At 68.2% G+C, this 26,758-nt stretch carries 22 protein-coding genes and 1 pseudogene; 6 read left to right on the top strand and 17 right to left on the bottom strand.

What is annotated here, in order from left to right; genetic code table 11:
• Window positions 1-48 precede the first annotated feature (48 nt).
• From ABS361_20325 to ABS361_20315, 3 genes are all read left to right on the top strand, one after another.
• A complete protein-coding gene (locus tag ABS361_20325; GenBank protein ID XBY44337.1) occupies window positions 49-1,287 on the top strand; it encodes an aminopeptidase in 1,239 nt (412 codons plus the stop codon).
• Window positions 1,287-1,997: a 7-cyano-7-deazaguanine synthase QueC gene (queC, locus tag ABS361_20320; protein XBY44336.1), complete on the top strand. Its 711-nt coding sequence runs from the start codon at window positions 1,287-1,289 to the stop codon at window positions 1,995-1,997. Before ABS361_20325 ends, queC begins: the two co-directional genes overlap by 1 nt.
• Window positions 1,998-2,136: 139 nt before the next feature.
• Window positions 2,137-2,484: an SH3 domain-containing protein gene (locus ABS361_20315; protein ID XBY44335.1), complete on the top strand. Its 348-nt coding sequence runs from the start codon at window positions 2,137-2,139 to the stop codon at window positions 2,482-2,484.
• Window positions 2,485-2,653: 169 nt separating this feature from the next.
• Here the strand turns inward: ABS361_20315 and ABS361_20310 are convergent, their stop codons facing one another.
• The 6 genes and pseudogenes from ABS361_20310 to ABS361_20285 all read right to left on the bottom strand — a co-directional run bounded on the left by ABS361_20310 (window position 2,654) and on the right by ABS361_20285 (window position 10,196).
• Window positions 2,654-3,079, bottom strand: coding sequence for a F0F1 ATP synthase subunit epsilon (locus tag ABS361_20310; GenBank protein ID XBY44334.1), 426 nt, complete (start codon window positions 3,077-3,079; stop codon window positions 2,654-2,656).
• Between the two features lie 84 nt (window positions 3,080-3,163).
• Window positions 3,164-4,603 (bottom strand): F0F1 ATP synthase subunit beta, encoded by a 1,440-nt coding sequence (atpD, locus tag ABS361_20305; protein ID XBY44333.1) that lies wholly within the window; start codon window positions 4,601-4,603, stop codon window positions 3,164-3,166.
• Window positions 4,604-4,628: 25 nt separating this feature from the next.
• Window positions 4,629-5,510, bottom strand: a complete 882-nt coding sequence (locus tag ABS361_20300) for a F0F1 ATP synthase subunit gamma (protein XBY44332.1) — start codon at window positions 5,508-5,510, stop codon at window positions 4,629-4,631.
• An 82-nt stretch (window positions 5,511-5,592) separates the two neighbouring features.
• Window positions 5,593-7,125, bottom strand: coding sequence for a F0F1 ATP synthase subunit alpha (atpA, locus tag ABS361_20295; GenBank protein ID XBY44331.1), 1,533 nt, complete (start codon window positions 7,123-7,125; stop codon window positions 5,593-5,595).
• Complete coding sequence (locus tag ABS361_20290; GenBank protein XBY44330.1) at window positions 7,125-7,688, bottom strand: F0F1 ATP synthase subunit delta; 564 nt, start codon at window positions 7,686-7,688, stop codon at window positions 7,125-7,127. Before ABS361_20290 ends, atpA begins: the two co-directional genes overlap by 1 nt.
• Window positions 7,689-7,980: 292 nt before the next feature.
• A pseudogene (locus tag ABS361_20285) lies at window positions 7,981-10,196 on the bottom strand (primosomal protein N').
• Between the two features lie 166 nt (window positions 10,197-10,362).
• Here ABS361_20285 and ABS361_20280 point away from each other — a divergent pair.
• Window positions 10,363-11,301: a tyrosine recombinase XerC gene (locus ABS361_20280; protein ID XBY44329.1), complete on the top strand. Its 939-nt coding sequence runs from the start codon at window positions 10,363-10,365 to the stop codon at window positions 11,299-11,301.
• A 132-nt stretch (window positions 11,302-11,433) separates the two neighbouring features.
• Window positions 11,434-11,940 (top strand): hypothetical protein, encoded by a 507-nt coding sequence (locus ABS361_20275; GenBank protein XBY44328.1) that lies wholly within the window; start codon window positions 11,434-11,436, stop codon window positions 11,938-11,940.
• A gap of 121 nt (window positions 11,941-12,061) precedes the next feature.
• Here the strand turns inward: ABS361_20275 and lpdA are convergent, their stop codons facing one another.
• The 10 genes from lpdA to ABS361_20225 all read right to left on the bottom strand — a co-directional run bounded on the left by lpdA (window position 12,062) and on the right by ABS361_20225 (window position 25,115).
• Window positions 12,062-13,462, bottom strand: coding sequence for a dihydrolipoyl dehydrogenase (gene lpdA / locus ABS361_20270; GenBank protein XBY44327.1), 1,401 nt, complete (start codon window positions 13,460-13,462; stop codon window positions 12,062-12,064).
• Window positions 13,463-13,677: 215 nt separating this feature from the next.
• A complete protein-coding gene (locus ABS361_20265; GenBank protein ID XBY44326.1) occupies window positions 13,678-14,424 on the bottom strand; it encodes an SDR family oxidoreductase in 747 nt (248 codons plus the stop codon).
• Window positions 14,425-14,465: 41 nt separating this feature from the next.
• Window positions 14,466-15,107: a LysE family transporter gene (locus ABS361_20260; protein ID XBY44325.1), complete on the bottom strand. Its 642-nt coding sequence runs from the start codon at window positions 15,105-15,107 to the stop codon at window positions 14,466-14,468.
• 185 nt (window positions 15,108-15,292) lie between these two features.
• Window positions 15,293-16,516, bottom strand: coding sequence for a 2-oxoglutarate dehydrogenase complex dihydrolipoyllysine-residue succinyltransferase (gene odhB, locus ABS361_20255; protein ID XBY44324.1), 1,224 nt, complete (start codon window positions 16,514-16,516; stop codon window positions 15,293-15,295).
• Between the two features lie 82 nt (window positions 16,517-16,598).
• Window positions 16,599-19,589, bottom strand: coding sequence for a 2-oxoglutarate dehydrogenase E1 component (locus ABS361_20250; GenBank protein ID XBY44323.1), 2,991 nt, complete (start codon window positions 19,587-19,589; stop codon window positions 16,599-16,601).
• A 335-nt stretch (window positions 19,590-19,924) separates the two neighbouring features.
• Window positions 19,925-20,803: a succinate--CoA ligase subunit alpha gene (gene sucD, locus ABS361_20245; GenBank protein ID XBY44322.1), complete on the bottom strand. Its 879-nt coding sequence runs from the start codon at window positions 20,801-20,803 to the stop codon at window positions 19,925-19,927.
• 4 nt (window positions 20,804-20,807) lie between these two features.
• Window positions 20,808-22,001 carry an ADP-forming succinate--CoA ligase subunit beta gene (gene sucC / locus ABS361_20240; protein XBY44321.1) on the bottom strand — a complete coding sequence of 398 codons (1,194 nt, stop codon included), beginning with the start codon at window positions 21,999-22,001 and terminating at the stop codon, window positions 20,808-20,810.
• Window positions 22,002-22,222: 221 nt separating this feature from the next.
• Window positions 22,223-23,185 (bottom strand): malate dehydrogenase, encoded by a 963-nt coding sequence (gene mdh, locus ABS361_20235; GenBank protein ID XBY44320.1) that lies wholly within the window; start codon window positions 23,183-23,185, stop codon window positions 22,223-22,225.
• Window positions 23,186-23,343: 158 nt separating this feature from the next.
• Window positions 23,344-24,510 carry a cell division protein ZapE gene (zapE, locus tag ABS361_20230; protein ID XBY44319.1) on the bottom strand — a complete coding sequence of 389 codons (1,167 nt, stop codon included), beginning with the start codon at window positions 24,508-24,510 and terminating at the stop codon, window positions 23,344-23,346.
• 218 nt (window positions 24,511-24,728) lie between these two features.
• A complete protein-coding gene (locus ABS361_20225) occupies window positions 24,729-25,115 on the bottom strand; it encodes a hypothetical protein (protein ID XBY44318.1) in 387 nt (128 codons plus the stop codon).
• Between the two features lie 267 nt (window positions 25,116-25,382).
• Here ABS361_20225 and ABS361_20220 point away from each other — a divergent pair, with 267 nt between their 5' ends.
• Window positions 25,383-26,441 (top strand): serine/threonine dehydratase, encoded by a 1,059-nt coding sequence (locus ABS361_20220; GenBank protein XBY44317.1) that lies wholly within the window; start codon window positions 25,383-25,385, stop codon window positions 26,439-26,441.
• On the opposite strand, the gene ABS361_20215 is transcribed toward ABS361_20220, so the two are convergent.
• On the bottom strand, window positions 26,351-26,746 hold the full coding sequence (locus ABS361_20215) for a hypothetical protein (GenBank protein ID XBY44316.1): 396 nt from the start codon (window positions 26,744-26,746) through the stop codon (window positions 26,351-26,353). The genes ABS361_20220 and ABS361_20215 overlap by 91 nt on opposite strands.
• Between the last annotated feature and the right edge of the window lie 12 nt (window positions 26,747-26,758).

Raw genomic sequence — 26,758 nt, 5'->3', positions numbered from 1 at the left:
CGGCCTGTGCGTCCGGCCGGGCGCCCTCTCGTCGCCGGAAGGAAGCCGATGAGCATCGCCAACGATTTCGCATCCCGTCTCGACCGCCTCGCCGAGGTGGCCGTCCACGTCGGCCTCGGTTCGATCAAGGGCCAGGAACTGCTGATGACCGCGCCGCTCGAGGCGATCGGCCTCGTCCGCCGCATCACCGAGCACGCCTACAAGGCCGGCGCGACCGTCGTGACCACGCTGTTCACCGACGACGAGACCACGCTCGCCCGCTTCCGCTTCGGCCACGACGACAGCTTCGACCACGCGACCAAGTGGCTCTACGACGGCATGGCGAGCGCGTTCCGTTCCGGCGCGGCCCGCCTCGCCATCGTCGGCGACGACCCCTCGCTCCTGTCGGCGCAGGATCCCGCCAAGGTCTCGCGGGCCAACCGCGCGCGCTCGACCGCCTATCGCCCGGCGCTCGAGCTGATCGCCGGCTCGGCGATCAACTGGACGATCGTTTCCGCCGCCACCCCCGCCTGGGCGCGGCAGGTGTTCCCCGGTCTCCCCGACGATCAGGCGGTCGCAAAACTCTGGGACGCGATCTTCAAGGCGAGCCGCATCGACGGCGACGACCCGATCGCCGGCTGGCACAAGCACAACGGCGACCTGCACGCCCGGGCCAAGATCATGAACGACAAGCGCTTCGCGGCGCTGCGCTTCAAGGGCCCCGGCACCGACCTCGAGGTCGGGCTCTGCGACGGCCACCGCTGGGCCGGCGGCTCGGGCAAGGCCGAGAACGGCATCACCTACAACGCCAACATCCCGACCGAAGAGGTCTTCACCACGCCGCACCGCGAGCGCGTGAACGGCACGGTCTCGGCGACCAAGCCGCTCAGCTACCAGGGCACGCTCATCCGCGACATCTCGGTCCGCTTCGAGGCGGGCGCCATCGTCGAGGCGCATGCTTCGGCCGGCGAGGACGTGCTGAAGCGGATCCTCGAAACCGACGAAGGCTCGTACCGGCTCGGCGAGGTCGCGCTCGTGCCGCATGCCTCGCCGATCTCGCAGAGCGGGCTCCTGTTCTTCAACACGCTCTACGACGAGAATGCCGCGAGCCACATCGCGCTCGGCCAGGCCTACGCCAAGACCGTCGAAGGCGCCTCCGAGATGGACACGGCCGCCCAGCTCGCCCGCGGCGTCAACCAGAGCCTGATCCACATCGACTGGATGATCGGTTCCGACCAGATCGACGTCGACGGCGTCCATGCCGACGGCACCGTCGAGCCGGTCATGCGCAAGGGCGCCTGGGTCTGATGTCGTCGCCGATCACGCTCGACGACCGCGGCGCGCTCGTCCTGTTTTCCGGCGGGCAGGATTCCACCACCTGCCTCGCCTGGGCGCTGACGCGCTTCGGTCGCGTCGAGACGATCGGCTTCGACTACGGCCAACGTCACGCCGTCGAGATGGAGCAGCGGCTGGTCGTGCGCGACCGGCTGCGCGAACGCCCGGACTGGACCGACCGGCTCGGCGACGACCATGTCCTCGACCTGCGCACGCTCGGCCGCATTTCCGAGACCAGCCTGACCGCCGACGTCGCCCTGGCGATGTCGGCGACCGGCCTGCCGAACACCTTCGTGCCGGGCCGCAACCTGTTGTTCCTGACCTACGCCGCGGCGATCGCCTACCGGCGCGGCCTCAGGCATATCGTGACCGGCGTCTGCGAGACCGACTACTCCGGCTATCCGGACTGCCGGGACGATACGGTGAAGGCCCTGCAGGTCGCGCTCAATCTCGGCATGGAGGCGCGCTTCGTGCTCCATACGCCGCTCATGTGGATAGACAAGGCGGCGACCTGGGCGCTCGCCGCCGAGCTCGGTGGCGACGACCTGATCGAGATCATCCGCCGCGATACCCACACCTGCTATCTCGGCGACCGCACGCCGCACGCCTGGGGCCCCGGCTGCGGCCGCTGCCCCGCCTGCGCGCTACGCATGGTCGGATACCAGAGCTGGATCGCGCGCTGAGCAGCCGCCCCCGGCGCGCGCCCCGCGACCATTGGCGGATCGGGCGATCGCGGTCTCCCCCGAAACCGCCAGCCCGTCGACTTGTTTCCGAAACATGGATGCTGCCCAATTCCGCTCCCCTACGGAATGGAGCCCGTCCATGTCGCAAGCCACGCGCCAAGCCATCCTCGCCGCCTTCGCCGGCCTTGCGCTATGCGCATCGATCGCCCCGGCCAGCGCCGCCGCCCGAACCTATATCGGCGAAATCACCGGCCTCGATTGCGTCTCCAACCAGGCCGCGACGCTGGTCGAGTCGACCGACCCGGGCGCCAGGACCGTCGGCAAGCTGCCGGAGGACACGCCCGTCAAGGTCCTCGGCGGCAAGGTGATCGGCAAGCCGGTCGCCTTCCCGAACACCGACGACGAATGGAACCGGACCTGGATCCGCGTCCGTTTCAACGGCAAGACCGGCTGGGTCAACGCCGGCAAGGTCAATTGCGGCGGGTGAGGTCGGCGCAACCGGACGGTTCGGCCGCCCGACCGCGTCCGCATCCGTTTCGGCCCGAGCCGGCGCGGACCACGCCCCCCGGGGCGCCGCGGGAGATGCCTCGCCTCGACCCTAGACAATAAAAAACCCGGCAGAAGCCGGGTTTTCAACGCGAGAACAGCGCGTCGGATCAATGGGCGGTCGCGCCCGGACCGGTGCCGACGGCCGCGAACACCTGCTTCAGCTGCTCGAGCTTGAAGGACGCGGCCGCCTTGGCCTCGTCGGTCGTCGCATCAGCGACGTCTTCCTCGGCGTTCTTGATCTCGGCCGCGAGGTGCTCCGGCTTGATCTCCTCGACCGGGATCGCCTTCTCGGCGAGGATCGTCAGACCGGCCGGCGAGGCGTCGGCGAAGCCGCCGCGCACGAAGATCCGGCTCTGCTTGCCGTCGGCGCCGGTCACGGCGATGACGCCCGGACGGATCGTCGTCATGAACGGCGCATGGCCCTTGAGCATGGTGAACTCGCCCGCGGAACCGGGCACCACGACCTGCGCGACCTCGGCGGAGATCACGAGACGCTCGGGGGAAACCAGCTCGAACTTGAACGCTTCAGCCATGGCAGCCTCTCAGGCACGGGAATTCCAGGAAAACGGCCGCGCGGGGACTTGGATCCCGCCGCGCGGCCGCCGTTCGTCCGATGATCAGGCCGCCGAAGCCGCCAGGCGCTTGGCCTTCTCGACCGCCTCTTCGATCGAGCCGACCATGTAGAACGCCGCTTCCGGCAGATGGTCGTACTCGCCCTCGACGAGGCCCTTGAAGCCGCGGATGGTGTCCTTGAGGTCGACGAGCTTGCCCGGCGAACCCGTGAACACTTCGGCGACATGGAACGGCTGCGACAGGAAGCGCTCGATCTTGCGGGCGCGGGCGACGGTGAGCTTGTCCTCTTCCGAGAGCTCGTCCATGCCCAGGATCGCGATGATGTCCTGGAGCGCCTTGTAGCGCTGCAGGATCGCCTGCACGCGGCGAGCGACGTTGTAGTGCTCCTCGCCGACAATCGCCGGCGACAGCATGCGCGATGTCGAGTCGAGCGGGTCCACCGCCGGGTAGATGCCCTTCTCGGCGATCGAGCGCGACAGAACCGTCGTGGCGTCCAAGTGGGCGAACGAGGTCGCCGGCGCCGGGTCGGTCAGGTCGTCGGCGGGCACGTAGATCGCCTGCACCGAGGTGATCGAGCCCTTGGTCGTGGTCGTGATGCGCTCCTGCAGCGCGCCCATCTCGGTGGCGAGCGTCGGCTGATAGCCGACCGCCGACGGGATACGGCCGAGCAGCGCCGACACTTCCGAACCCGCCTGGGTGAAGCGGAAGATGTTGTCGACGAAGAACAGCACGTCCTGGCCCTGGTCGCGGAAGTACTCGGCGACCGTCAGACCGGAGAGCGCGACGCGGGCGCGGGCGCCCGGCGGCTCGTTCATCTGGCCGTAGACGAGCGCGCACTTCGAACCGGCGGCCGAGCCACCGTTCTCGTGCGGGTCGACGTTGACCTTCGACTCGATCATCTCGTGATAGAGGTCGTTGCCCTCGCGGGTACGCTCGCCGACGCCGGCGAACACGGAGTAGCCGCCGTGCGCCTTCGCGACGTTGTTGATCAGCTCCATGATCAGCACGGTCTTGCCGACGCCGGCGCCGCCGAACAGGCCGATCTTGCCGCCCTTGGCGTACGGGGCGAGCAGGTCGACGACCTTGATGCCCGTCACCAGGATCTCGGCTTCCGTCGACTGCTCGACGTACTCCGGCGCGGTGGCGTGGATCGGGCGCGTGTCGCTATGGACGATCGGGCCGAGCTCGTCGACCGGCTCGCCGATGACGTTCATGATGCGGCCGAGCGTGCCGTCGCCGACCGGCACGCGGATCGCGGCGCCGGTGTCGGTGACTTCCTGACCGCGGGCGAGACCCTCGGTGGAGTCCATCGCGATCGTGCGGACGGTGTTCTCGCCGAGGTGCTGGGCGACCTCGAGGACGAGACGCGTGCCGCGGTTGTCGGTCTCGAGCGAGTTCAGGATCGCGGGCAGATGATCATCGAACTGCACGTCGACGACGGCGCCCATCACCTGCCGAATACGACCGATCTTATTCTCAGCCATCGTTCAAACCCTCGTAAGTCCGGTCTCAGACAGCGTCGGCGCCCGAGATGATTTCGATCAGTTCCTTGGTGATCATCGCCTGACGCGAACGGTTGTAGTTCGTGGTCAGCTTCTTGATCATCTCGCCGGCGTTCCGCGTGGCGCTGTCCATCGCGGACATGCGCGCGCCCTGTTCGGACGCGGCGTTCTCGAGCAGGGCCCGGAACACCTGGATCGACACGTTGCGCGGCAGCAGATCCTCCAGGATCGCGGCCTCGTCCGGCTCGTATTCGTAGATGGCGCCGGCAACCGACGCCGTCTGGGCCTCCGCCGGGATCTCGGCGGGGATCAGGCGCTGCGCGGTCGGGATCTGCTGGATCACCGAACGGAAGCGCGAATAGAACAGGGTGGCCACGTCGAACTGGCCATCCTCGAACATCTTGATGATCTTGCGGCCGATCGGATCGGCGTGCTCGAAGCCGAGCGCGCGCACGCCCTTCAGCTCGATCACCTCGATGATCTTGTCGGCGAACAGGCGGCGGAGCTGGTCCGCGCCCTTGCGGCCGACGCACAGGATCTTGACCGTCTTGCCCTCGGCCAGAAGCCGATTGGCATGATCGCGGGCGAGACGCGCGATCGAGGAATTGAACGCGCCGCACAGGCCGCGCTCGGCCGTGCAGACGACGAGCAGGTGCACCTGATCGCGGCCGTTGCCGGCGAGCAGCACCGGGGCGTCCGGCTGACCTTCGAAGGCGCCGACCATATTGGCCAGCACGGTCTGCATCCGCTCGGCGAAGGGACGCGCGGCCTCGGCAGCGGTCTGCGCGCGGCGGAGCTTGGCCGCGGCGACCATCTGCATGGCCTTCGTGATCTTCTGCGTCGCCTTCACCGAGGCGATACGATTGCGCAGATCCTTCAAGCTCGGCATCGGGCCGTCCTGCTTTCGTAACGGAGGAAGTCGCTCGCGGTCCGCCCCGCCCCGGCTTCACCGGGGCGGAACGGGCGCGCCATCAGGCGAAGGTCTTCGCGAAGCCCTCGACGACGGACTTCAGCTTGGCGCCGAGTTCGTCGGTGAGTTCCTTCTTGTCGCGAATGCCGTTGAGGAGATCCACGTGCTGCGTGCGCAGCAGGGTCAGCAGACCGTCCTCGAAGGCACGGACGCGAGCGACCGGCAGCGGATCCAGGTAGCCGTTGATGCCGGCGTAGATCACGCAGACCTGCTCTTCCGTCTTCAGCGGCGAGAACTGCGGCTGCTTCAGGAGCTCGGTCAGACGGGCACCACGGTTCAGGAGCTTCTGCGTGACCGCGTCGAGGTCCGAACCGAACTGGGCGAAGGCGGCCATCTCGCGATACTGGGCGAGCTCGCCCTTGATCTTGCCGGCGACCTGCTTCATCGCCTTGATCTGGGCCGACGAGCCGACGCGCGACACCGAGAGGCCGACGTTCACCGCCGGGCGGACGCCCTGGTAGAACAAGTCGGTCTCGAGGAAGATCTGACCGTCGGTGATCGAGATCACGTTGGTCGGGATGTAGGCCGACACGTCGTTCGCCTGGGTCTCGATGACCGGGAGCGCCGTGAGCGAGCCGAGGCCGTTGTCCTTGTTCAGCTTCGCCGCGCGCTCGAGCAGGCGGGAATGCAGATAGAACACGTCGCCCGGATAGGCTTCGCGGCCCGGCGGACGGCGCAGCAGCAGCGACATCTGGCGGTAGGCGACGGCCTGCTTCGACAGGTCGTCATAGATGATGACCGCGTGCATGCCGTTGTCGCGGAAGTACTCGCCCATGGCGCAGCCGGCGAACGGCGCGATGAACTGCATCGGCGCCGGGTCGGAGGCGGTGGCGGCCACGACGATCGAGTACTCGAGAGCGCCCTGCTCCTCGAGAACCTTCACGAACTGCGCGACGGTCGAACGCTTCTGGCCGACGGCGACGTAGACGCAGTAGAGCTTCTGGCCTTCCGGCGCGTCGGCGCCGTTCAGCGGCTTCTGGTTCAGGATCGTGTCGAGCGCGATCGCGGTCTTGCCGGTCTGGCGGTCGCCGATGATCAGCTCACGCTGGCCGCGGCCGATCGGGATCAGCGCGTCGATGGCCTTGAGGCCGGTCGACATCGGCTCGTGCACCGACTTGCGCGGGATGATGCCCGGGGCCTTGACGTCGACGCGACGACGCTCGGCACCCTCGATCGGGCCCTTGCCGTCGATCGGATTGCCGAGACCGTCGACCACGCGGCCGAGCAGACCCTTGCCGACCGGCACGTCCACGATGGCGCCCGTCCGCTTGACGAGATCGCCTTCCTTGATGTCGCGGTCGGTGCCGAAGATCACGATGCCGACGTTGTCGACCTCGAGGTTCAGCGCCATGCCGCGGGTGCCGTTCGCGAACTCGACCATCTCGCCGGCCTGGACCTTGTCCAGGCCGTAGACGCGCGCGATGCCGTCGCCGACGGAGAGAACCTGGCCGACCTCAGAGACTTCGGCTTCCTGGCCGAAGTTCTTGATCTGCTCCTTGAGGATTGCGGAAATTTCCGCCGCCCGGATATCCATCAGCGGACCTCTTTCAGTGCGACCTTGAGGGAAGAAAGTTTCGTCTTGAGCGAAGTATCGATCATGCGGGAGCCGACCTTGACGATCAGGCCACCCAGGATCGACGGATCGACCTTGGCGGCGACCCGGATTTCCTTGGCACTGCTGGCGCCGATCAGTGCCTGCTTCAGCGCCGCGAGCTGCGCCTCGCCGAGCGGCTCGGCGGACACGACCTCGGCCGTCACCTCGCCCTTGTGGGCGGCGACGAGCTGCCGATAGCCGCGGATCATGTCGGCGATCGCGAACAGGCGACGGTTGCGCGCCGCCAGCAGGATGAAGTTGGCGGCGAAGCCGGCGATGCCGGCGCGATCGAGCACGGCGCCGATGGCGCGGCTCTGATCCTCGGCCCGGAACACCGGGCTCTTCACGAGCCGGTCGAGGTCGGCACTCTCGGAAAGGAGCGCACCGAAGGCGTCGAGGTCGGCGGCGACCTTGTCGAGCGCATTCGCCTCGAGCGCCAGTTCGAACAACGCGCTCGCATAGCGGTGCGCGACGCCGGATACGAACGAACTCGTGTCAGTCACCGGGTCAGGGTCCCCATGCACGCGGGGCGCGAAGAGCGGGACTCGCCCTGCACGCCCCTGAAAATCTTGGGTTTTTTCGGCAGATCCGCGACGTTTTGGCCGCATCCCCCCGAAGCCGGGCGTGTCCTAGCACACGGGTTTCGCCCGCGCAACACGCCGCGCTGCGACATTTCCGAAAGTATGACGACAGCTTGTCCGAGCCGCGCCGGAACGGCGGCAATCCATTCGCGAAAGGCCCGTGACAACAACGCATTGGAGCCGGGCCGTCGCGAACGCCCGAATCCGCGCGCTGTCAGAGAAAGCTCTGCGGATCGACATCGACATGGAGTTTCACGCTGCCCTTCGGCGCCTCGACGGCCCCTAGCCAGCGTCTCAGATAGGCCTGCAGGTCCTGAGTCCGCCCCGTGCGGACCAAAAGGCGGAACCGGTGCCGACCGCGCACAACCGCAAGCGGTGCGTCCGCCGGCCCGAGCACCTGCACGTCTGCGACGCGCGGCGCGGCGAGCGCCAGTGCCCGCGCATAGGCATGCGCCGGGTCGCGTTCCTCGGCCGAGACCACTAGGCCGGCCAGCCGGCCGAACGGCGGCAGGCCGGCCCGGCGGCGTTCCTCGATCTCGGTCTCGTAAAAACCTTCGCGGTCGCCGGTGACGATGGCTCGCAGAACCGGATGCTCGGGCGCATGGGTCTGCAGGTAGCCGTTCGCGGCCCCGCCGGCCCGGCCCGCGCGGCCGGTGACCTGCTGGATCAGCTGGAACGTCTTCTCGGCCGCGCGCGGATCGCCATGCGCAAGGCCGAGATCGGCGTCGACGACGCCGACCACGGTCATCTTCGGGAAATTGTGCCCCTTGGCGACCAGCTGGGTGCCGATGACGATATCGGCCTCGCCCTTGGCGATGGCGGCGAGCTCCAGCTTCAGCCGCGCCGTACCGCCGGGCATGTCGGAGGACAAGACCAGCCGATGCGCGTCGGGGAACAGCTCGGCCGCCTCCTCCGCGATCCGCTCGACGCCCGGTCCGCAGGCGATCAGGCTGTCGACCTCGCCGCAGCTCGGGCAATGGTCGGGTCGGCGGACGGTATGGCCGCAATGGTGGCAGGTCAGCACGCCGCGGAACCGGTGCTCGACCAGCCAGGTCGAGCAGTTCGGACACTCGAAGCGATGCCCGCAGGTCCGGCACAGGGTCAGCGGCGCATAGCCGCGCCGGTTCAGGAACAGCAGCGCCTGCTCGCCGCGCGCGACCGCGTCGCGCACCGCCGCGAACAGGATCGGCGAGATGAACTTCCCTTCGGCGGCGCGTGCCGGCGCAGGTCGATCGCGGTGATGTCCGGCAGCTTGGCCGTGCCGACGCGCGACGGCAGTACGATGCGGCGATAGCGGTCCTGATCGGCGTTGACGCGGCTCTCGATCGAAGGCGTCGCGGAGGCGAGGATCACGGTCGCGCGGTCGAGCCGGCCGCGCACCACGCCCATGTCGCGGGCGTGATAGACGACGCCGTCCTCCTGCTTGTAGGCGCCGTCGTGCTCCTCGTCGACGACGATGACGCCGAGATCCCGGAACGGCAGGAACAGCGACGAACGCGCGCCGACGACGACCCGCACATCGCCGGTCGCGACGCCGCGCCAGATCCGTGCCCGCTGCTTCGGCGAGACTTCGGAATGCCACTCGCCGGGTTTCACCCCGAAACGCGCGATGAACCGGTCGAGGAATTCCGCGGTCAGCGCGATCTCGGGCAGCAGCACCAAGGCCTGCCGCTCCTGCCGGATCGCCTCGGCGACCGCCTCGAAATAGACTTCCGTCTTGCCCGAGCCGGTGACGCCGTCGAGCAGGTGGACCGAGAAGGCCTTCTCGGCCACCGCAGCGCGCAGCGCCTCCGCCGCGGCGTCCTGATCCTCGGTCAGCGGCTTGCCCTGCGCGTCGACGTCCGGGATCTCGGCCGCGCGACCCGGCTGCAACCAGACCTCCTCGAGCGTGCCGGCGGCGATCAGCCCGTCGATCACGCTCGCCGATACGCCGGCCGAGGCCGACAGGCCCATGCGCGACCAGGCGAAGCCGTCGCCGAGCACGTCCAGAACCCGCCTGCGCGCGGTCGTGAGCCGCTCCGGCGCCGGTCCCTTGAGCGCGACGCCCCGGATCGGCGATTCGGGCTCCAGCGCCTCCGGAGAGCGCAGCACCATGCGCAGCACCATGCCGCGCGGCATCAGGTAGTAGCGCGACAGCCAGTCGACGAGCCGCCGCATCTCGGACCGAAGCGGCGGAACGGCGAACACCCGCTCGACCTCGCGCAGCCGATTGTCGCCGGCCCTGAGCCCGTCGGCCGCCTCCTCGTCCCAGACCGCGCCGAGCACCTTGCGGGGACCGAGCGGCACCTCGACGATCGACCCCGGCTCGACGGTCTGGCCCGGCTGCAGCCGGTAGGAATAGGCCCGGTCGAGCGCGACCGGCACCAGCACCGACACCACGCGGGGGCCGGTCGGGCGAGCGGTTCGATCCTGGGCGAAGAGGTCCGACACGGGGGCGCTGATCTGTCTTGTTTAATGGGCGGCACGATTCGGGTGCCGGCCGGGGCGCCGCGATCATAGCGGCTCGCGTCGCCCTTGGGGCGCGAAGTAACGGCCGGTTCACGGCACCGGCGTCAAGATGCACCGATCATTCCCGCCCCGACGAGGACTTCGCCCCATGAACGCGCCGCTCCTGATCATGGCGCCCGATCTCGCCGCCGCCGTGGCGGATTGGCAGCGACATCTCCTCACCGAGCGGCGCTATTCGGCCGAGACGCTCGAAGCCTACGGCCGCGACGTCCGGCAGTTCGCGTCGTTCCTGACCACCCATATGGGCGAGCCGCCGCGCATCGAGACCTTCTCGGAGCTTCGGCCGGCCGATGTCCGCGCCTTCATGGCGCGGCGGCGGCAGGAGGGCTCCGGCGCCCGCAGCCTCGGCCGCCACCTCGCCGGCATCCGCTCGCTGGTGCGTTTTCTGGAGAAACGGGGCGAGGCCAATGCCGCGCCCTTCGCCGCCGTGCGCAGCCCGAAGGCGCCGCGTGGCCTGCCGAAGCCGCTCGCCGTCGACGCGGCGCGCCGGCTGACCGATCCGGGCGAAAGCCTCGCCGAGGAACCCTGGATCGCCGCCCGCGATGCCGCCGTGATGACGCTGCTCTATGGCGCCGGCCTGCGCATCTCCGAAGCGCTGGCGATCACCCGAGCCGCCGCGCCGATCGACGGCGTGGAGACCATGCGCATCACCGGCAAGGGCGGTAAGACGCGTCTGGTGCCGATCCTGCCGGCGATCCGCCGCGCGGTCGAGGACTACATCGCCTTGTGCCCCTGGACGCTGGCGCCGGAGGAAGCACTGTTTCGCGGCGCCAAGGGCGGCCCGCTCGGGCCCCGGATCGTCCAGCTCGCGATCGAGCGGCTGCGCGGCGCGCTCGATCTCCCGGACACCGCCACGCCGCACGCACTGCGTCACTCCTTCGCCACCCATCTCCTGTCCGCCGGCGGCGACCTGCGCACGATCCAAGAACTGCTCGGCCACGCCAGCCTGTCGACGACCCAGGTCTACACCGGCGTCGATGCCGGCCGCCTGCTCGACGTCTATCGCAAGGCGCACCCGCGCGCCTGAGCGCAAAAACGTTAACGCGCAAATCCGGCTCGCCGCATGAATGCCATCTGAACGACGGCTTTGAAGTCGGTTCAGCCACGCTCCGCCATGGTGTCGCCATGAGTTTGAATGGGACACGCGGAGTTTGCTCCCATGAACGCGAAGCACATTGCCCGGGCCGCGCTCGTCTCGGTCGGCGCCCTCGCCGGCCTGGCAGCGACCATGGCCATCCCGCAGTCGGTGGCACAGTCGGCCCCCCAGGCGGCGACCAAGGCCGATGCCTGCGACATCGACGGCCTCGCCGGTCGCTGGGTCAATGTCGCGCGGCCGAAGGGATCCGACGTCGCCGCCGCGCGGATTCACATGACCTGCGATCCTTCGTCGGCAAACAAGATCGTTCCGCCGGCCGTCGAGATCGGCCTGGAGGTGCGCTGCCTGAACTTCGTCTGCGACTGGGGCACGGCGTCCGCGTCCTGGCGCAAGCCCTCCGCCGATGACACGGCCGTGCTCGCCGCCCACTTCGATCAGGAGCGTTTCGAGCGCAGCGTCGCGATCGAGCGCCCGAGCGCCGACCATCTGCGCGTCACGGTCACGACCCGCTTCAAGGGCCTGCCGCTATCGCCGCTGAGCTCGACCTATGAGCTGACGCGGGCGCAGTGAGCCGCCCGGCCTCGTCGCTGAGGCCGACCGAAACAGAAAGCGGCGCGCGAGACCCTCGCGCGCCGCCTTTTTGTTGCCCGCGACGACCGTTCCCGGCCGTCCCGATCAGATATGGCCCCGATCAGATATGGATCGAGCGCTTCTCGACGCCGAGCGCGGCTTCCTTGACCGCTTCCGACATGGTCGGATGCGCGTGGCAGGTACGGGCCAGATCCTCGGCCGAGCCGCCGAACTCCATCAGCACCGCCGCCTCGTGGATCATCTCGCCGACGCCGGCGCCGATCATGTGCACGCCGAGCACGCGATCGGTCTTCTTGTCGGCCAGCACCTTCACGAAACCGTCGGTGTGGCGCATGGCGCGAGCGCGGCCGTTGGCCATGAACGGGAACTTGCCGACGTTGTACTCGATGCCGGCCGCCTTGAGCTCTTCCTCGGTCCGACCGACCGACGCGACCTCCGGCATCGTGTAGACGACGCCCGGGATCACCTCGTAGTTCACATGGCCCGCCTTGCCGGCGATGATCTCGGCCGCGGCCATGCCCTCGTCCTCTGCCTTGTGGGCGAGCATCGGGCCCTTCACCACGTCGCCGATGGCATAGATGCCCTGGACGTTGGTGCGGAAATGATGGTCGATCTCGATCCGGCCGCGACCGTCGGTCGCGATGCCGACGCCTTCGAGGCCGAGGTCCGCCGTGTAGGGCACGCGGCCGATCGCCACGAGCACGATATCGGCCTCGATCGCGGTCGCGGCACCACCGGCGGCCGGCTCGATCGTCACGGTCGCGCCCTTGTCGGTCTTGGCCACGCCGGTGACCTTGTGGCCGAGCTTGAACTTGAAGCCCTGCTTCTCGAGGATGCGCTGGAAGTTCTTGGCGACGTCGCCGTCCATGCCCGGCAGGATGCGGTCGAGGTATTCGACCACAGTCACCTCGGCGCCGAGGCGACCCCAGACCGAGCCGAGTTCGAGACCGATCACGCCGGCGCCGACCACGACCAGCTTGCCCGGAACCTTGCCCAGTTCCAGCGCACCGGTCGAGGATACCACGACGGTCTCGTCGATCTCGACGCCCGGGAGCTTCGCGACGTCCGAGCCGGTGGCGATCACGATGTTGCGGGTCTGCACGACCTGGTTCGAACCGTCCTCGGCCGTCACCGCGACCGAGCCTCGGCTGACGATGCGGCCGTGGCCGAAGAACACGTCGATCTTGTTCTTCTTCAGGAGGAAGCCGACGCCGTTGACGTTCGCGTCGATCGTCTCCTGCTTGTGCTTCATCATCGCCGGCAGGTCGAGCTCCGGCTTCGGGATCTTGATGCCGAGATGCGCGAACTCGTGGCCGGCCTCCTCGAACAGTTCCGAGGCATGCAGCAGCGCTTTCGACGGGATGCAGCCGACGTTCAGGCAGGTGCCGCCGTGGGTCTTGCGCTTCTCGACCACCGCGACCTTGAGGCCGAGCTGGGCCGCGCGGATGGCACAGACATAGCCGCCGGGGCCGGTGCCGATGACGATCAGGTCGTAGGTCATGTCGAGTTCCCCTTCGAACGGGGCCGCGGCGGAGGGGAGGCTCCGGCGCGGACCCGCGCATGTCAAAGATCTCGGGGGACCGCCCGATCCGACAGATCGGAGGCCCCCGGCATCACGTCGTCCGCCCGCCTATCGCCCGGTTTTCCGGACCCGGCAAGCGGGGAATTGGTCTCGTCCGGGCTTCTCCGGACGCGCCGCTGCGCTGCGGGTCCGGATCACCGGCCGCCGCTGACGGTCACGATCGAACCGGTCGTGTAGGACGCCTCGTCGGACAGGAGCCAGAGCACCGCGCGGGCGACCTCGTCCGGACTGCCCTCGCGCTTCATCGGGATCTGCGACCGGATGTTGGCGACCCGGTCCGGCTCTCCGGCCGAGGCATGGATGTCGGTCGCGATGATGCCCGGGCGCACCGCGTTGACACGAATGCCCTCGTCGGCGACCTCGCGACCGAGCCCGAGCGTGAACGTGTCGATCGCAGCCTTGGAGGCGGCGTAGTCGACGAACAGCGCCGGCGAGCCGAGCACCGAGGCGACCGACGCGATGTTGACGATCGAGCCGCCCTTGCCGCCGTGACGCGTCGACATGCGCTTCACCGCCTCGCGCGCGGCGACCATGCTGCCGATCACGTTGATGCGAAACATGCGTTCGAGCCGGGCGACGCTCATGTCCTCGACCCGCGCGGTCTTGTCGACCACGCCGGCGTTGTTGACGAGACCGACGAGCGGCCCGACCGCGTCGGCGACCGCGAACAGGCTCAGGATATCGGCCTCCGCCGCGATGTCGGACCTGACCGCGATCGCCTTGCCGCCGGCCGCTTCGACCTCCGCGACCAGCGATTTCGCCGCGTCCTCGCCCGAGACCCAGGAAAACACGACATCATAGCCGCGCTCGGCCGCGAGCAGCACGCACGCGCGCCCGATGCCGCGGCTGCCGCCCGTCACGATCACCACGCCCTTGCTCATCCGCCGCTCCCCCGTTTCGCTCGACCCGTCACCCGAACCCGTCAGTCCGCCGCCTTGGCGATCGCCAGCCGCACGCCGAGTCCGACCAGCGCCGCGCCGGTCATCCGGTTGAACCAGCGCCCGCAGGCGACGAAGCGCTCGCGCACCGCCGCGACGGTGAAGAACATCGACACGCCGACGAACCAGGCGATCAGCGCCGAGGCCATCAGCACGCCATAGACCGCCTGCACCGCCGCCGGCGTCTCGTGGCTGACCAGCGCCGAGAACAGCGACAGGAAGAACATCACCGGCTTCGGATTGAGCGCGTTGGTCGCGAAGCCCATCGCGAAGCACTTCAGCCCCGAGAGCGGCTTGCGGTCGGCGGTCTCGTCGACCGCGACGGAGGCCTCGAACGGCGCCGAGAACCAGGACTTCACGCCGAGCCAGACGAGATAGGCGGCACCCGCCCACTTCAGGAGCCCGAACAGGAACAGCGACTTCGACACGATCAGGCCGAGGCCGAGGATCGTGTAGCCGATGTGGAACAGGAGCGAACAGCCGATGCCGATGCTGGTCAGGATCGCGGCGCGGCGGCCGTGGACGATCGCCTGCCGCAGCACGATCGCGAAATCCGCGCCCGGCGCCACGATGATGATCGAGAACACGGCCATCAGGCCGGCGAATTCGAGCATGTATTGCGACATCGCCACCTCGCCTGGGTCTGCGGGATCCGGCCCCGCCCCTCTCCGCACACCATCGCCGACAAAGAAGCGCCGACAGAAGAGCACCGACAGAGAAGCGCCGACGGCTGGGGGCCGCCGGCGGTATCGATACCACGGGATCCGGGTCGCGACCTCCCCTGCAAGGGAAGGCCCGACCCGCGACCCGATCAGATATCCATCACGAGGCGCTGCGGATCCTCGACCATCTCCTTGATCCGGACCAGGAAGGTCACGGCTTCCTTGCCGTCGATGATCCGATGATCATAGGAGAGCGCCAGATACATCATCGGCCGGATCACGATCTGGCCGTTGCGCACGACCGGACGATCCTCGATGCGGTGCATGCCGAGAATGGCCGACTGCGGCGCGTTGAGGATCGGCGTCGACATCAGCGAGCCGTAGACACCGCCGTTCGAGATCGTGAAGGTGCCGCCCTGCATCTCGTCGATCTTGAGCTGGCCGTCGCGGGCGCGGCGGCCGAAGTCGCCGATCGCCTTCTCGACGCCGGCGATCGACAGCCGATCGGCATCGCGCACCACCGGCACGACCAGACCCTTGTCCGAGCCGACCGCGACGCCGATGTGGTAGTAGTTCTTGTAGATGATGTCCTGGCCGTCGATCTCGGCGTTGACCGCCGGGATCTCCTTCAGCGCGGCGACGACCGCCTTCACGAAGGCGCCCATGAAGCCCATGCGGACGCCGTGCTTCTTCTCGAACAGGTCCTTGTACTGCGTGCGCATCGCCATCAGCGCCGACATGTCGACGTCGTTGAACGTCGTCAGCATCGCGGCGTTGGTCTGCGCCTCCTTGAGGCGACGGGCGATGGTCTGGCGCAGCTTGGTCATGCGCACGCGGTCCTCGCGCGCGGCATCATCGGCCTGCGGGGTCGGACGCGGCGCGGCCGCGACGACCGGAGCCGGCATCGGCGCCGGAGCGGGCGCCGGCTTGGCGCCACCCTCGATCGCGGCGAGCACGTCGCCCTTCAGCACCTGACCGCGCTTGCCGGAGCCTTCCGCGACGCTGACGCCGGTCTCGGCCATCAGGCGGGCGGCGCTCGGCGCCGGCGGCACGGCGCCGGCCGGTGCCGGAGCAGCCGCGGCGGGCGCCGGAGCCGCCGCCGGGGCGGCCGCCTTCGGGGCCGCGGCGGCGGCCGCGCCTTCGGTCAGCGTGCCGAGCAGCGCGCCGACACCGACGGTGTCGCCTTCCTTGGCGACGATCGCCTCGATCACGCCCGAGGCCGGGGCCGGAACCTCGACCGTGACCTTGTCGGTTTCCAGTTCGACGAGCGGCTCGTCGGCCTTCACGGCCTCGCCGGGTTGCTTGAACCATCGGGCGATGGTCGCCTCGGTGACGGATTCGCCGAGGGTCGGAACCTTGATCTCGGTTGCCATGGTGGTGGATCTCGTTGTTCGGATGGGCTGTCGGAGGAGCGGGCCCGCGACGGACGCGGGCCCTGCGAAAGGAGGTGAGCCGTCAGGCGAGCGCTTCATTGAGGAAGGCCGCGAGCTGGGCGTTGTGCTTGGCCATCAGGCCGGTCGAGGTCGCGGCCGAAGCCGGGCGGCCGGCATAGCGCGCCCGCTTCGACTTGCCCTTCACCTGCTCGCACGCCCATTCCAGATACGGCTCGATGAACGACCAGGCGCCCATGTTCTTCGGCTCTTCCTGGCACCAGACGATCTCGGCGTTCTTGAACCGGCTGAGATCGCGCACCAGCGCCTTGGCCGGCACCGGGTAGAGCTGCTCGACGCGCAGCAGATAGACGTCGTCGATGCCGCGCTTCTCGCGCTCCTCGAACAGGTCGTAGTAGACCTTGCCCGAGCAGAGCACGACGCGCCGGATCTTGGCGTCGTCCACGAGCTTGACCGTCGTCGTCTCCGGGTGCGTCTGCGCGGTGTCGTAGAGCACGCGGTGGAAGTTCGACTCCGGCCCGAACGCCTCCAGCTTCGACACCGCCCGCTTGTGACGGAGCAGCGACTTCGGCGTCATCAGGATCAGCGGCTTGCGGAAGTCGCGGTTGAGCTGACGGCGCAGGATGTGGAAGTAGTTCGCCGGCGTGGTGCAGTTGGCGACCTGCATGTTGTCCTCGGCGCACATCTGGAGATAGCGCTCCAGACGCGCGGAGGAATGCTCCGGTCCCTGGCCCTCATAGCCGTGCGGCAAGAGGCAGACGAGACCGGACATGCGCAGCCACTTGCGCTCGCCCGAGGAGATGAACTGGTCGAACACGACCTGCGCACCATTGGCGAAATCACCGAACTGCGCTTCCCAGAGCGTCAGCGCATTCGGCTCGGCGAGCGAATAGCCGTATTCGAAGCCGAGCACGGCCTCTTCCGAGAGCATCGAGTTGATGACCTCGTACTTGGCCTGCACGCCCGGCTCGATGTTGTTGAGCGGGATGTAGCGCGCCTCGGTCTCCTGATCGTAGAGCACCGAATGCCGCTGGCTGAACGTGCCGCGCTCGACGTCCTGACCCGAAAGACGGATCGGGTGGCCTTCGAGCAGCAGCGACCCGAAGGCCAGCGCCTCGCCGGTCGCCCAGTCGATGCCTTCGCCGGTCTCCATCGCCTGACGGCGATTGTCGAGGAAACGGCCGATCGTGCGATGCACGTTGAAGCCGCTCGGCACCTCGGTCAGCTTCTGGCCGAGCTTCTTCAGCGCGTCGAACTCGAGCCCGGTCGTGCCGCGGCGCGCCTCGTCCGGATCGTTCATGCCGGCGGCCTTGAGGCCCGACCAGCGACCGTCGAGCCAGTCGGCCTTGTTCGGCTTGAACGACGCGCCCGCCTCGAACTCGACGTCGAGGTGCTTGCGCCAGTCGGCCTGCCACTGGTCGATCTCGCCGCGCGTGACCACGCCCTCGGCGACCAGCTTCTCCGAGTAGAGCGCCAGCGTGGAGGGATGATTGCGGATCTTCCGATACATGATCGGCTGCGTGAACGCCGGCTCGTCGCCTTCGTTATGGCCGAAGCGGCGATAGCAGATGATGTCGATGACGACCGGCTTGTGGAACTTCTGCCGGAACTCGGTCGCGACCTTGGCCGCGAACACCACCGCTTCCGGATCGTCGCCGTTGGCGTGGAAGATCGGCGCCTCGATCATCTTGGCGACGTCGGAGGGATACGGCGACGAGCGCGAGAAGCGCGGGTTCGTCGTGAAGCCGATCTGGTTGTTGATGATGACGTGGATCGAGCCGCCGGTGCGGTGACCGCGCAGGCCCGACAGGCCGAAGCACTCCGCCACCACGCCCTGACCCGCGAAGGCCGCGTCGCCGTGCAGGAGCAGCGGCAGCACGCGCGCGCGCTGATCGAGATTGATGATCTCGCTCTTCGGATTGTCGGCGAGCTGGTCCTGCTTGGCGCGCGCCTTGCCAAGCACGACCGGATTGACGATCTCGAGGTGCGACGGGTTGGCGGTCAGCGACAGATGCACCCGGTTGCCGTCGAACTCGCGGTCCGACGAGGCGCCGAGGTGGTACTTGACGTCGCCCGAGCCCTCGACGTCGTCGGGGGCGAAGGAACCGCCCTTGAACTCGTGGAACAGCGCCCGGTGTGGCTTGCCGAGCACCTGGCAGAGCACGTTGAGGCGGCCGCGGTGGGCCATGCCGAGCACGATCTCGCGCACGCCGAGATTGCCGCCGCGCTTGATGATCTGCTCGAGCGCCGGGATCAGCGCCTCGCCGCCGTCGAGACCGAAGCGCTTGGTGCCGGTATACTTCACGTCCAGGAACTTCTCGAAGCCCTCGGCCTCGATCAGCTTCTTCAGGATCGCGCGCTTGCCTTCCTTCGTGAAGGCGATGGTCTTGTCCGGCCCTTCGATGCGCGCCTGGATCCAGCTCTTCTCGGCCGGATCGGAGATGTGCATGAACTCGACGCCGATGCTCGAGCAGTAAGTCCGGCGCAGGATCTCGAGCATTTCGCGGACGGTCGCGAACTCGAGGCCGAGCACGTTGTCGATGAAGATCTTGCGGTCGAGATCGGCATCGGTGAAGCCGTAGCTCGACGGATGCAGCTCCTCGTGGTCCTTCTCCGGCGCGAGCGCCAGCGGATCGAGCTGGGCATGCAGGTGACCGCGGGCGCGGTAGGCGCGGATCATCATGATCGCGCGGACGCTGTCGCGGGCGGCCTGCTGGATCTGCTGGGCGGAGAGCTCGACGCCCTTCTCCTTGGCCTTGCCCTTGACCTTGTCGGCGGTCTGCTTCTCGAGCCAGGCCCAGTCGCTGTCGAGCGCGGAGACCAGGTCGCCGTTCTGCTTCGGCGGCCAGTCCTTGCGCTCCCAGGCGGCGCCCTTGGCGTTCTTGACCACCGTCTGCTTGTCGTCGGTCAGCGACCCGAAGAACTCGCGCCAGCTCGCGTCGACCGACGCGGGGTTCTCCTCGTAGCGCGCGTAGAGATCCTCGATGTACTCGGCGTTGCCGCCGTAGAGGAACGAGGTCAGTTGCAGGCCGGAATTGCCGCCGTCACGATCCATTGCCTCACCGGGACCCTCGGCCCCGCTCCTTGCATCTCGCCCGCGCCCGGTTCCGCCTGAACCGGCCACGATGCGCCCCTCCGTCGGGGATCAGCCCCGCGCGGCGTCATGACCGCATTCGCCGTCGACGCCGCTCCGTCCGGGTCGGTCGCCCTGTCGGCTGCCGCCGACCGGAGCGAAACTGGTGCGATCGGCCTTGCGCCGATCAGACACGGCACCGCTCTCCCATATGGGGGCGCGGCCCGTCCGAAACATGCGCCGGCGCGGGGCAACGGCCCCAGCGCCGGAACAACCTTCGTCACGATCGAGCGATCGGCCCGGCCGATCGACCCGGATCACTTGCCGGCCAGAACCTCGACGAGGGTCTTGCCGAGCTTGGCCGGCGACGGCGACACGCGGATGCCCGCGGCCTCCATGGCCTTCATCTTGTCCTGGGCGCCGCCCTTGCCGCCGGAGATGATCGCGCCCGCATGGCCCATGCGGCGACCCGGAGGGGCCGCGACACCGGCGATGAAGCCGACCATCGGCTTCTTGATCGGGTGCGACTTGATGAACTCCGCCGCCTCTTCCTCGGCCGAGCCGCCGATCTCGCCGATCATGATGATCGACTTGGTCTCGGGGTCGTTGAGGAACATCTCGAGCACGTCGATGAACTCGGTGCCCTTGACCGGATCGCCGCCGATGCCGACCGCCGTCGTCTGGCCGAGGCCGACGTCGGTGGTCTGCTTGACCGCCTCATAGGTCAGGGTGCCCGAGCGCGACACGACGCCGACCGAGCCCTTCGAGAAGATGTGGCCCGGCATGATGCCGATCTTGCATTCGCCCGGCGTCAGCACGCCCGGGCAGTTCGGGCCGATCAGGCGCGACTTGGAGCCCTTGAGCGCCTTGCCGACCTTGACCATGTCCATGACCGGGATGCCCTCGGTGATGGTGACGATCAGCTCCATCTCGGCGTCGATCGCCTCGAGGATCGCGTCGGCCGCGAACGGCGGCGGCACGTAGATCGCGGTCGCGGTCGCGCCGGTCTCGCGCTTGGCCTCCTGCACGGTGTCGAACACCGGCAGACCGATGTGCGTCGAGCCGCCCTTGCCCGGCGTCACGCCGCCGACGACCTTGGTGCCGTAGGCGATCGCCTGCTCGGAGTGGAACGTGCCCTGGGCGCCGGTGAAGCCCTGGGTGATGACCTTGGTGTTCTTGTCGACCAGAACGGACATTGGTTCAGCCCCTCACCGCCTTGACGATCTTCTGCGCGGCGTCGTCGAGATCGTCCGCCGGGATGACGTTGAGACCCGACTCGCGGATGATCTGCTTGCCGAGCTCTTCGTTGGTGCCCGTGAGGCGCACGACCAGCGGAACCTTGAGGCCGACCGCCTTGACGGCGCCGATGACGCCGCGGGCGATGATGTCGCACTTCATGATGCCGCCGAAGATGTTGACCAGGATGCCCTTCACCTGCGGATCCGCGGTGATGATCTTGAAGGCAGCCGTGACCTTCTCTTCCGAAGCGCCGCCGCCGACGTCGAGGAAGTTCGCCGGGGTCTCGCCGTAGAGCTGGATGATGTCGAGCGTCGCCATGGCGAGGCCGGCGCCGTTGACCATGCAGCCGATCGTGCCGTCGAGCGCGATATAGGCGAGGTCGTACTTCGAGGCCTCGATCTCCTTGGCATCTTCCTCGGTCTCGTCGCGCAGCGCGACGATCTCGGGATGCCGGTAGAGCGCGTTGCTGTCGAAGTTCACCTTGGCGTCGAGCACCTTGAGGTCGCCCTGCTTGGTGACGATCAGCGGGTTGACCTCGAGCATGGCCATGTCCTTGTCGACGAAGGCCTTGTAGAGGTCGCCGACCAGCTTGACGCACTGCTTGATCTGGTTGCCCTGCAGCTTCAGCGCGTAGGCCACGTTGCGGCCGACATAGGGCTGGTAGCCCGCGGCCGGATCGACGTGGAAGGTCTGGATCTTCTCAGGCGTGTCGTGGGCGACCTGCTCGATGTCCATGCCGCCTTCGGTCGAGACGACGAAGCCGATCGAGCCGGTCGCGCGGTCGACCAGCGCCGAGAGATAGAGCTCGCGCTCGATGTCCGAGCCGTCCTCGATGTAGAGGCGGTTCACCTGCTTGCCGGCCGGGCCGGTCTGCACGGTGACGAGCGTGTTGCCGAGCATTTCCTTGGCATGGGCCGCGACCTCGTCGATCGAGAACGCAAGGCGCACGCCGCCCTTGGCGTCGGGGGCGAGTTCCTTGAACTTGCCCTTGCCGCGGCCGCCGGCATGGATCTGGCTCTTGACCACATAGAGCGGTCCGGGGAGCTGCTTCGCCGCCTCGACGGCCTCCTCCACGGTGAAGGCGGGCACGCCCTTCGACACCGGTGCGCCATAGTCGCGAAGGACGGCCTTCGCCTGATACTCGTGAATATTCATCGCCCCGTCACGCCTCCGAAGGTGGACACGAGTGAATTCTCAGGGTTCCACGGGATCGATCGAACCGATTGAGCCCGCGTATTCCGTCCGACGCCGCACCGGACGCCCCCGAAGGCGTCCGGCCGATCCGTCGTCCGTTGGCGCGATTGCGCCGCATGTGCGTGGAGGAAGACCCGGCGGCCTCCCACGGGGGAGGCGCGGGAAACCTGCCCCCTCGTCGCTCAGGCGAGCGACGGCTTGATCTGCTTGCAGGCCTCGATCAGGCCCGAAACCGACGCCACCGACTTGGCGAACATCGCCTTCTCGGCCTCGTCGAATTCGATCTCGAAGATGCGCTCGACGCCGTTCTCGCCGATCACGACGGGCACGCCGACATAGGTGCCGTCGAGGCCATACTGGCCCGAGAGCTGCGCGGCCACGGGAAGGATGCGCTTCTGGTCCTTGAGGTAGCTCTCGGCCATCGCGATCGCCGAAGCCGCCGGCGCATAGAAAGCCGAGCCGGTCTTCAGGAGCGCGACGATCTCGCCGCCGCCCTTGCGGGTGCGCTCGACGATCGCATCGAGCTTCTCCTGGGAGAGGAGGCCCATCTTGACCAGATCCGGCAGCGGAATGCCGCCGACGGTCGAGTGGCGCACCAGCGGCACCATGTCGTCGCCGTGGCCGCCGAGGGTCATGGCGTGCACGTCCTTGACCGAAACGTTGAGCGCCTCGGCGAGGAAATAGCGGAAGCGGGCCGAGTCCAGCACGCCGGCCATGCCGACGACCTTGTTCGCCGGCAGGCCGGAGAACTTCTGCAGCGCCCACACCATCGCGTCGAGCGGGTTGGTGATGCAGATCACGAAGGCGTTCGGGGCATACTGCTTGATGCCCGCGCCGACCTGCTCCATGACGCCGAGGTTGATCGACAGCAGGTCGTCACGGCTCATGCCGGGCTTGCGCGGCACGCCGGCGGTGACGATGATCACGTCGGCACCGGCGATCGCCTCGTAGCCGTTCGCACCCGAGAGCTTGGCGTCGAAGCCGTCGACCGGCGAGGACTCGGCGATGTCGAGCGCCTTGCCCTGCGGGATGCCTTCGGCGATGTCGAAAAGGACGATGTCGCCGAGTTCCTTGAGGCCGGCGAGATGGGCGAGCGTGCCACCGATCTGACCCGAGCCGATCAGTGCGATCTTCTTCCGCGCCATGCGTGACGTTTCCCTGGATTGTTGAGGTGGAGGTCGGGTGCGACATCCTGTCGTGGTCGCAATACTCCCTTCCGGGTGGGGAGACAAGTCGTTCGAAGGTTTATTCCGTGATGCAAAAAGCGCCGGATTTCCGAGCAATTCGACGGTGTTCCGGCCGGTCAGCCCCCGGTTGACGCAGCATCTTTCCGCGCCGCAATATATTCGACCGATCTCATCTCCGTGAGACGCGACGCGGTGCGCTGGAACTCGAAGGTTTCGACGCCGTCCTCCCCGGCCCAGAGCCTGTCCGGCTCCGCGGCGGCCGAGATGACCAGCCGGACATGGCGGTCGTAGAGCGCGTCGATCAGATTGATGAACCGCTTCGCGGCGTTGCGGTTCTGCGCCGTCATCACCGGAACGTGTTCCACGAAGATCGTGCCATAGTGTCCGGCGATTTCGAGATAGTCGGCCGCGCCGAGCGGCTTCTCGCAGAGATCACGGAAATCGAACCGCGCCGCCTCCCCGCAGGCCTGCGGCACCTCGATCGAGCGGCCGCGAAACGGCAGCACCACGCGCGCGCCGCGCTTGTGCCCGGTCAGCCGGAACCAGACCTCTTCCAGGACCATGTCAGCGTCCGGCCCGAGCGGCGTCAGGTAGGAGCGGTCGAGATCGGTCTTCTCGAGCCGGTAGTCGGTCGCGCTGGAGAGCCGGACGACGTCGACATAGGTCTTCAGGAGCTCGATGAACGGCAGGAACAGCGCGCGGTTGAGCCCGTCCCAATAGAGCCGGTCCGGCATCACGTTCGAGGTCGCCACCATCACGACGCCCTTCTCGAACAGGCGCGTGAACAGCCGGCCGAGGATCATCGCATCGGCGATGTCGTAGACGGCGAATTCGTCGAAGCAGAGCAGCCGCGTCTCGGCCGCGATCGCGTCGGCGACCGGCGCGATCGGATCGTCGCCCTTGATCCGGCCTTCGAGAATGGCGGTGCGCGCCGCATGGATGCGGCCCTGCACATCGGCCATGAAGGCGTGGAAGTGCACCCGCCGCTTCAGCTTCACATGCGCGAGGTCGAAGAACAGATCCATCAGCATGGTCTTGCCGCGGCCGACCTCGCCATGGATGTAGAGGCCGCGGATCGGCTCGCGCTTCGGCGTCTTGCGCCCGAACAGCCAGCCGAGCGACGAGCCCTTGACCGCCAGATCGGCCGTCTCCAGCCGCTCGTTGAGGGCATCGAGCCGGGCGGCCAGCGCCGCCTGGGCGGGATCTCGATCGATGCTGCCCCGGGCGACCAGCGCGTCGTAGCGCTCGACGACCGTCCTGATCGGTAGCTCGGCTTGGCTCATGACCCCTCTCGTCCGCGCCCGAACCGCGCCCGAAAGCCGGGTCACGGCTCGCATGCGATGCTGCTGCATCGCAACAAGGGCGACAGGGTTAGCCGCTCGTCTCGCCGGCGGCAAGAACGCGAGCCCCCGAACAAAGGTCGCAGCTCCCGCGCGTCCAGTGCAGACGAGAAGACAGGAGGAATGACGATCTGGCCGGCGGCGTCAGGAGATAACGAAGGTCACGCGTCCGCGTCGTCGTCGCGGCGCGACAGGCGCCGGACATTGTCACGCAGGCGACGGCGGACCGGGAAGGTCGCCGCCCGGGCGATCCGCGCGCCGGCATCATATTGCGGCGCGCCGCCGAAAACCGCCCCGCCAAGCGCGACGCCGACCGCCGCGGCGGTTTCGAACGTCGCCTCGGCCGCCGCGCTCATCTTTTCGGTCACCATCCGCACCGGCTCGACCGAACCGGCCGCGAGCGGATTGAACAGCGACTGCACCATCTGATCCGAACGGAGCGCGATCACCACCGGTGACAGGGCCGCGATCTCCCCCATGACCTCGCCGAGCGCGGCGAAGGCCATGACACCCGAAGCGAACATCAGGTCGGGACGGAAAGGCTCCATGCACGAACTCCTCGATAGGGGATAACGCTAACCCTTACGGCACCATCAGGAAAGCCCCCCATGGTCGCAGGCCGCGCCGCACCCATCACGAGGTCGTCATGAGGCCGGGGGAATGAGGCAGGAGAAAACCGGGTCGAAGGGCTGAGATCAGGACATTTCGCCCACGATCCGGGAGACCATCCCGCGGCAAAATCCGGCGGCTGCGCCCAGCGACCGTTGGATTGCGTCGACCGCCACACTAGGATGCCGGCAACGAGAGAGGATTCCATGGCAGAACTGCTCGACCCGTCGGCGATCACAAACGCCGCCGGCCGCATCAGGCCGCATGTCCGCCACACACCGGCGTTCGACGTCGAGGGCGCCGCCTTCGGTCTCGCCGAGCCGGTGAGCCTGAAGCTCGAACTCTTCCAGCACACCGGTTCGTTCAAGGCGCGCGGCGCCTTCAACAACCTGCTCGCCCGCACCGTGCCGCCGGTCGGCGTCACCGCAGCCTCGGGCGGCAATCATGGCGCCGCCGTCGCCTATGCCGCCGCCTGTCTCGGCCACAGGGCACGCATCTTCGTGCCGACGATCTCGAGCCCGGTGAAGATTGAGCGCATCCGCGGCTATGGGGCCGAAGTGGTCGTCGCCGGCGAACGATACGCCGATGCCGCGGTGCTGTCGGAGGCCTATGCGGCCGAGAGCGGCGCGCTGATGGTGCACCCCTTCGACAGCGCCTTCACCATCGCCGGCCAGGGCACGGTCGCGCGCGAATGGGACGCGGACGTACCGGATCTCGACACGGTGCTGATCGCCGCTGGCGGCGGCGGCCTCGTCGCCGGCGCGGCGCTGTGGTTCGGCCGGCGCGTCAAGGTCGTCGCGGTCGAGCCCCAGGGCTCGCGCGCGCTGCATGCGGCGATGGAGGCGGGCCGCACCGTCGATGTCGAGGTCGAGTCGATCGCGGCCGACAGTCTCGGCGCCAGGCGCGTCGGCGATCTGGTGCTCTCGATCGCGGAACAGGCGGTCGACCGGGTCGTGCTGGTGCCGGACGGCGCCATCGCCGAAGCGCAGCGCCGGCTCTGGGACCGGCTGAGGATCGCGGCCGAGCCGGGCGGCGCGGCCGCGCTCGCGGCCCTCTTGTCGAAGGGCTATGAGCCCGCGCGGCGAGCGCGTCGGTGTGCTGGTCTGCGGCGGCAACGTCGACCTCGCCGCTTTGGCGGCCCTGGCGGTCTGAGACGGCGCGATGCCCCGCGGGATCAGCGCGGGATCAGCCGTTCGGTGCCCGCACCCGACTGGTCGGCGATGGTCCAGACGCCGTCGAGCGAGCCGTCCGACTGCAGGCGATAGATGATCAGACCGAGGCTGCCGCCCATCTTGTAGGAGGCCGCGATCACATCGTCGGTGCGCATGCAGATGCCGCTCGCCTCGGTGCCGGTCGACCAGGTGATGCGGCAGGTGGTGTTGCTGGTGATGGTGATCCGCGCCGTGCCCTTGTAGCGCGAGCCGTCGAAGTTGGTGCCTTCGACCCGGTAGTCGCCGCCCAGCGACTGCGCAGCGGCCGGCCCGACGACGCCGAGCGCCGCCGCGATCAGCGCGACGGCCAGCGCCGCTTGGCGCAGCGCCCCGAGTGCGGCCACGGTTTTCACTCTCATCACTCTCGCTCC

Source organism: Ancalomicrobiaceae bacterium S20 (assembly GCA_040269895.1).
In the GTDB taxonomy this organism is placed as follows: domain Bacteria; phylum Pseudomonadota; class Alphaproteobacteria; order Rhizobiales; family Ancalomicrobiaceae; genus Methyloraptor; species Methyloraptor flagellatus.
This window is presented reverse-complemented; position numbering and strand designations above follow the sequence as displayed.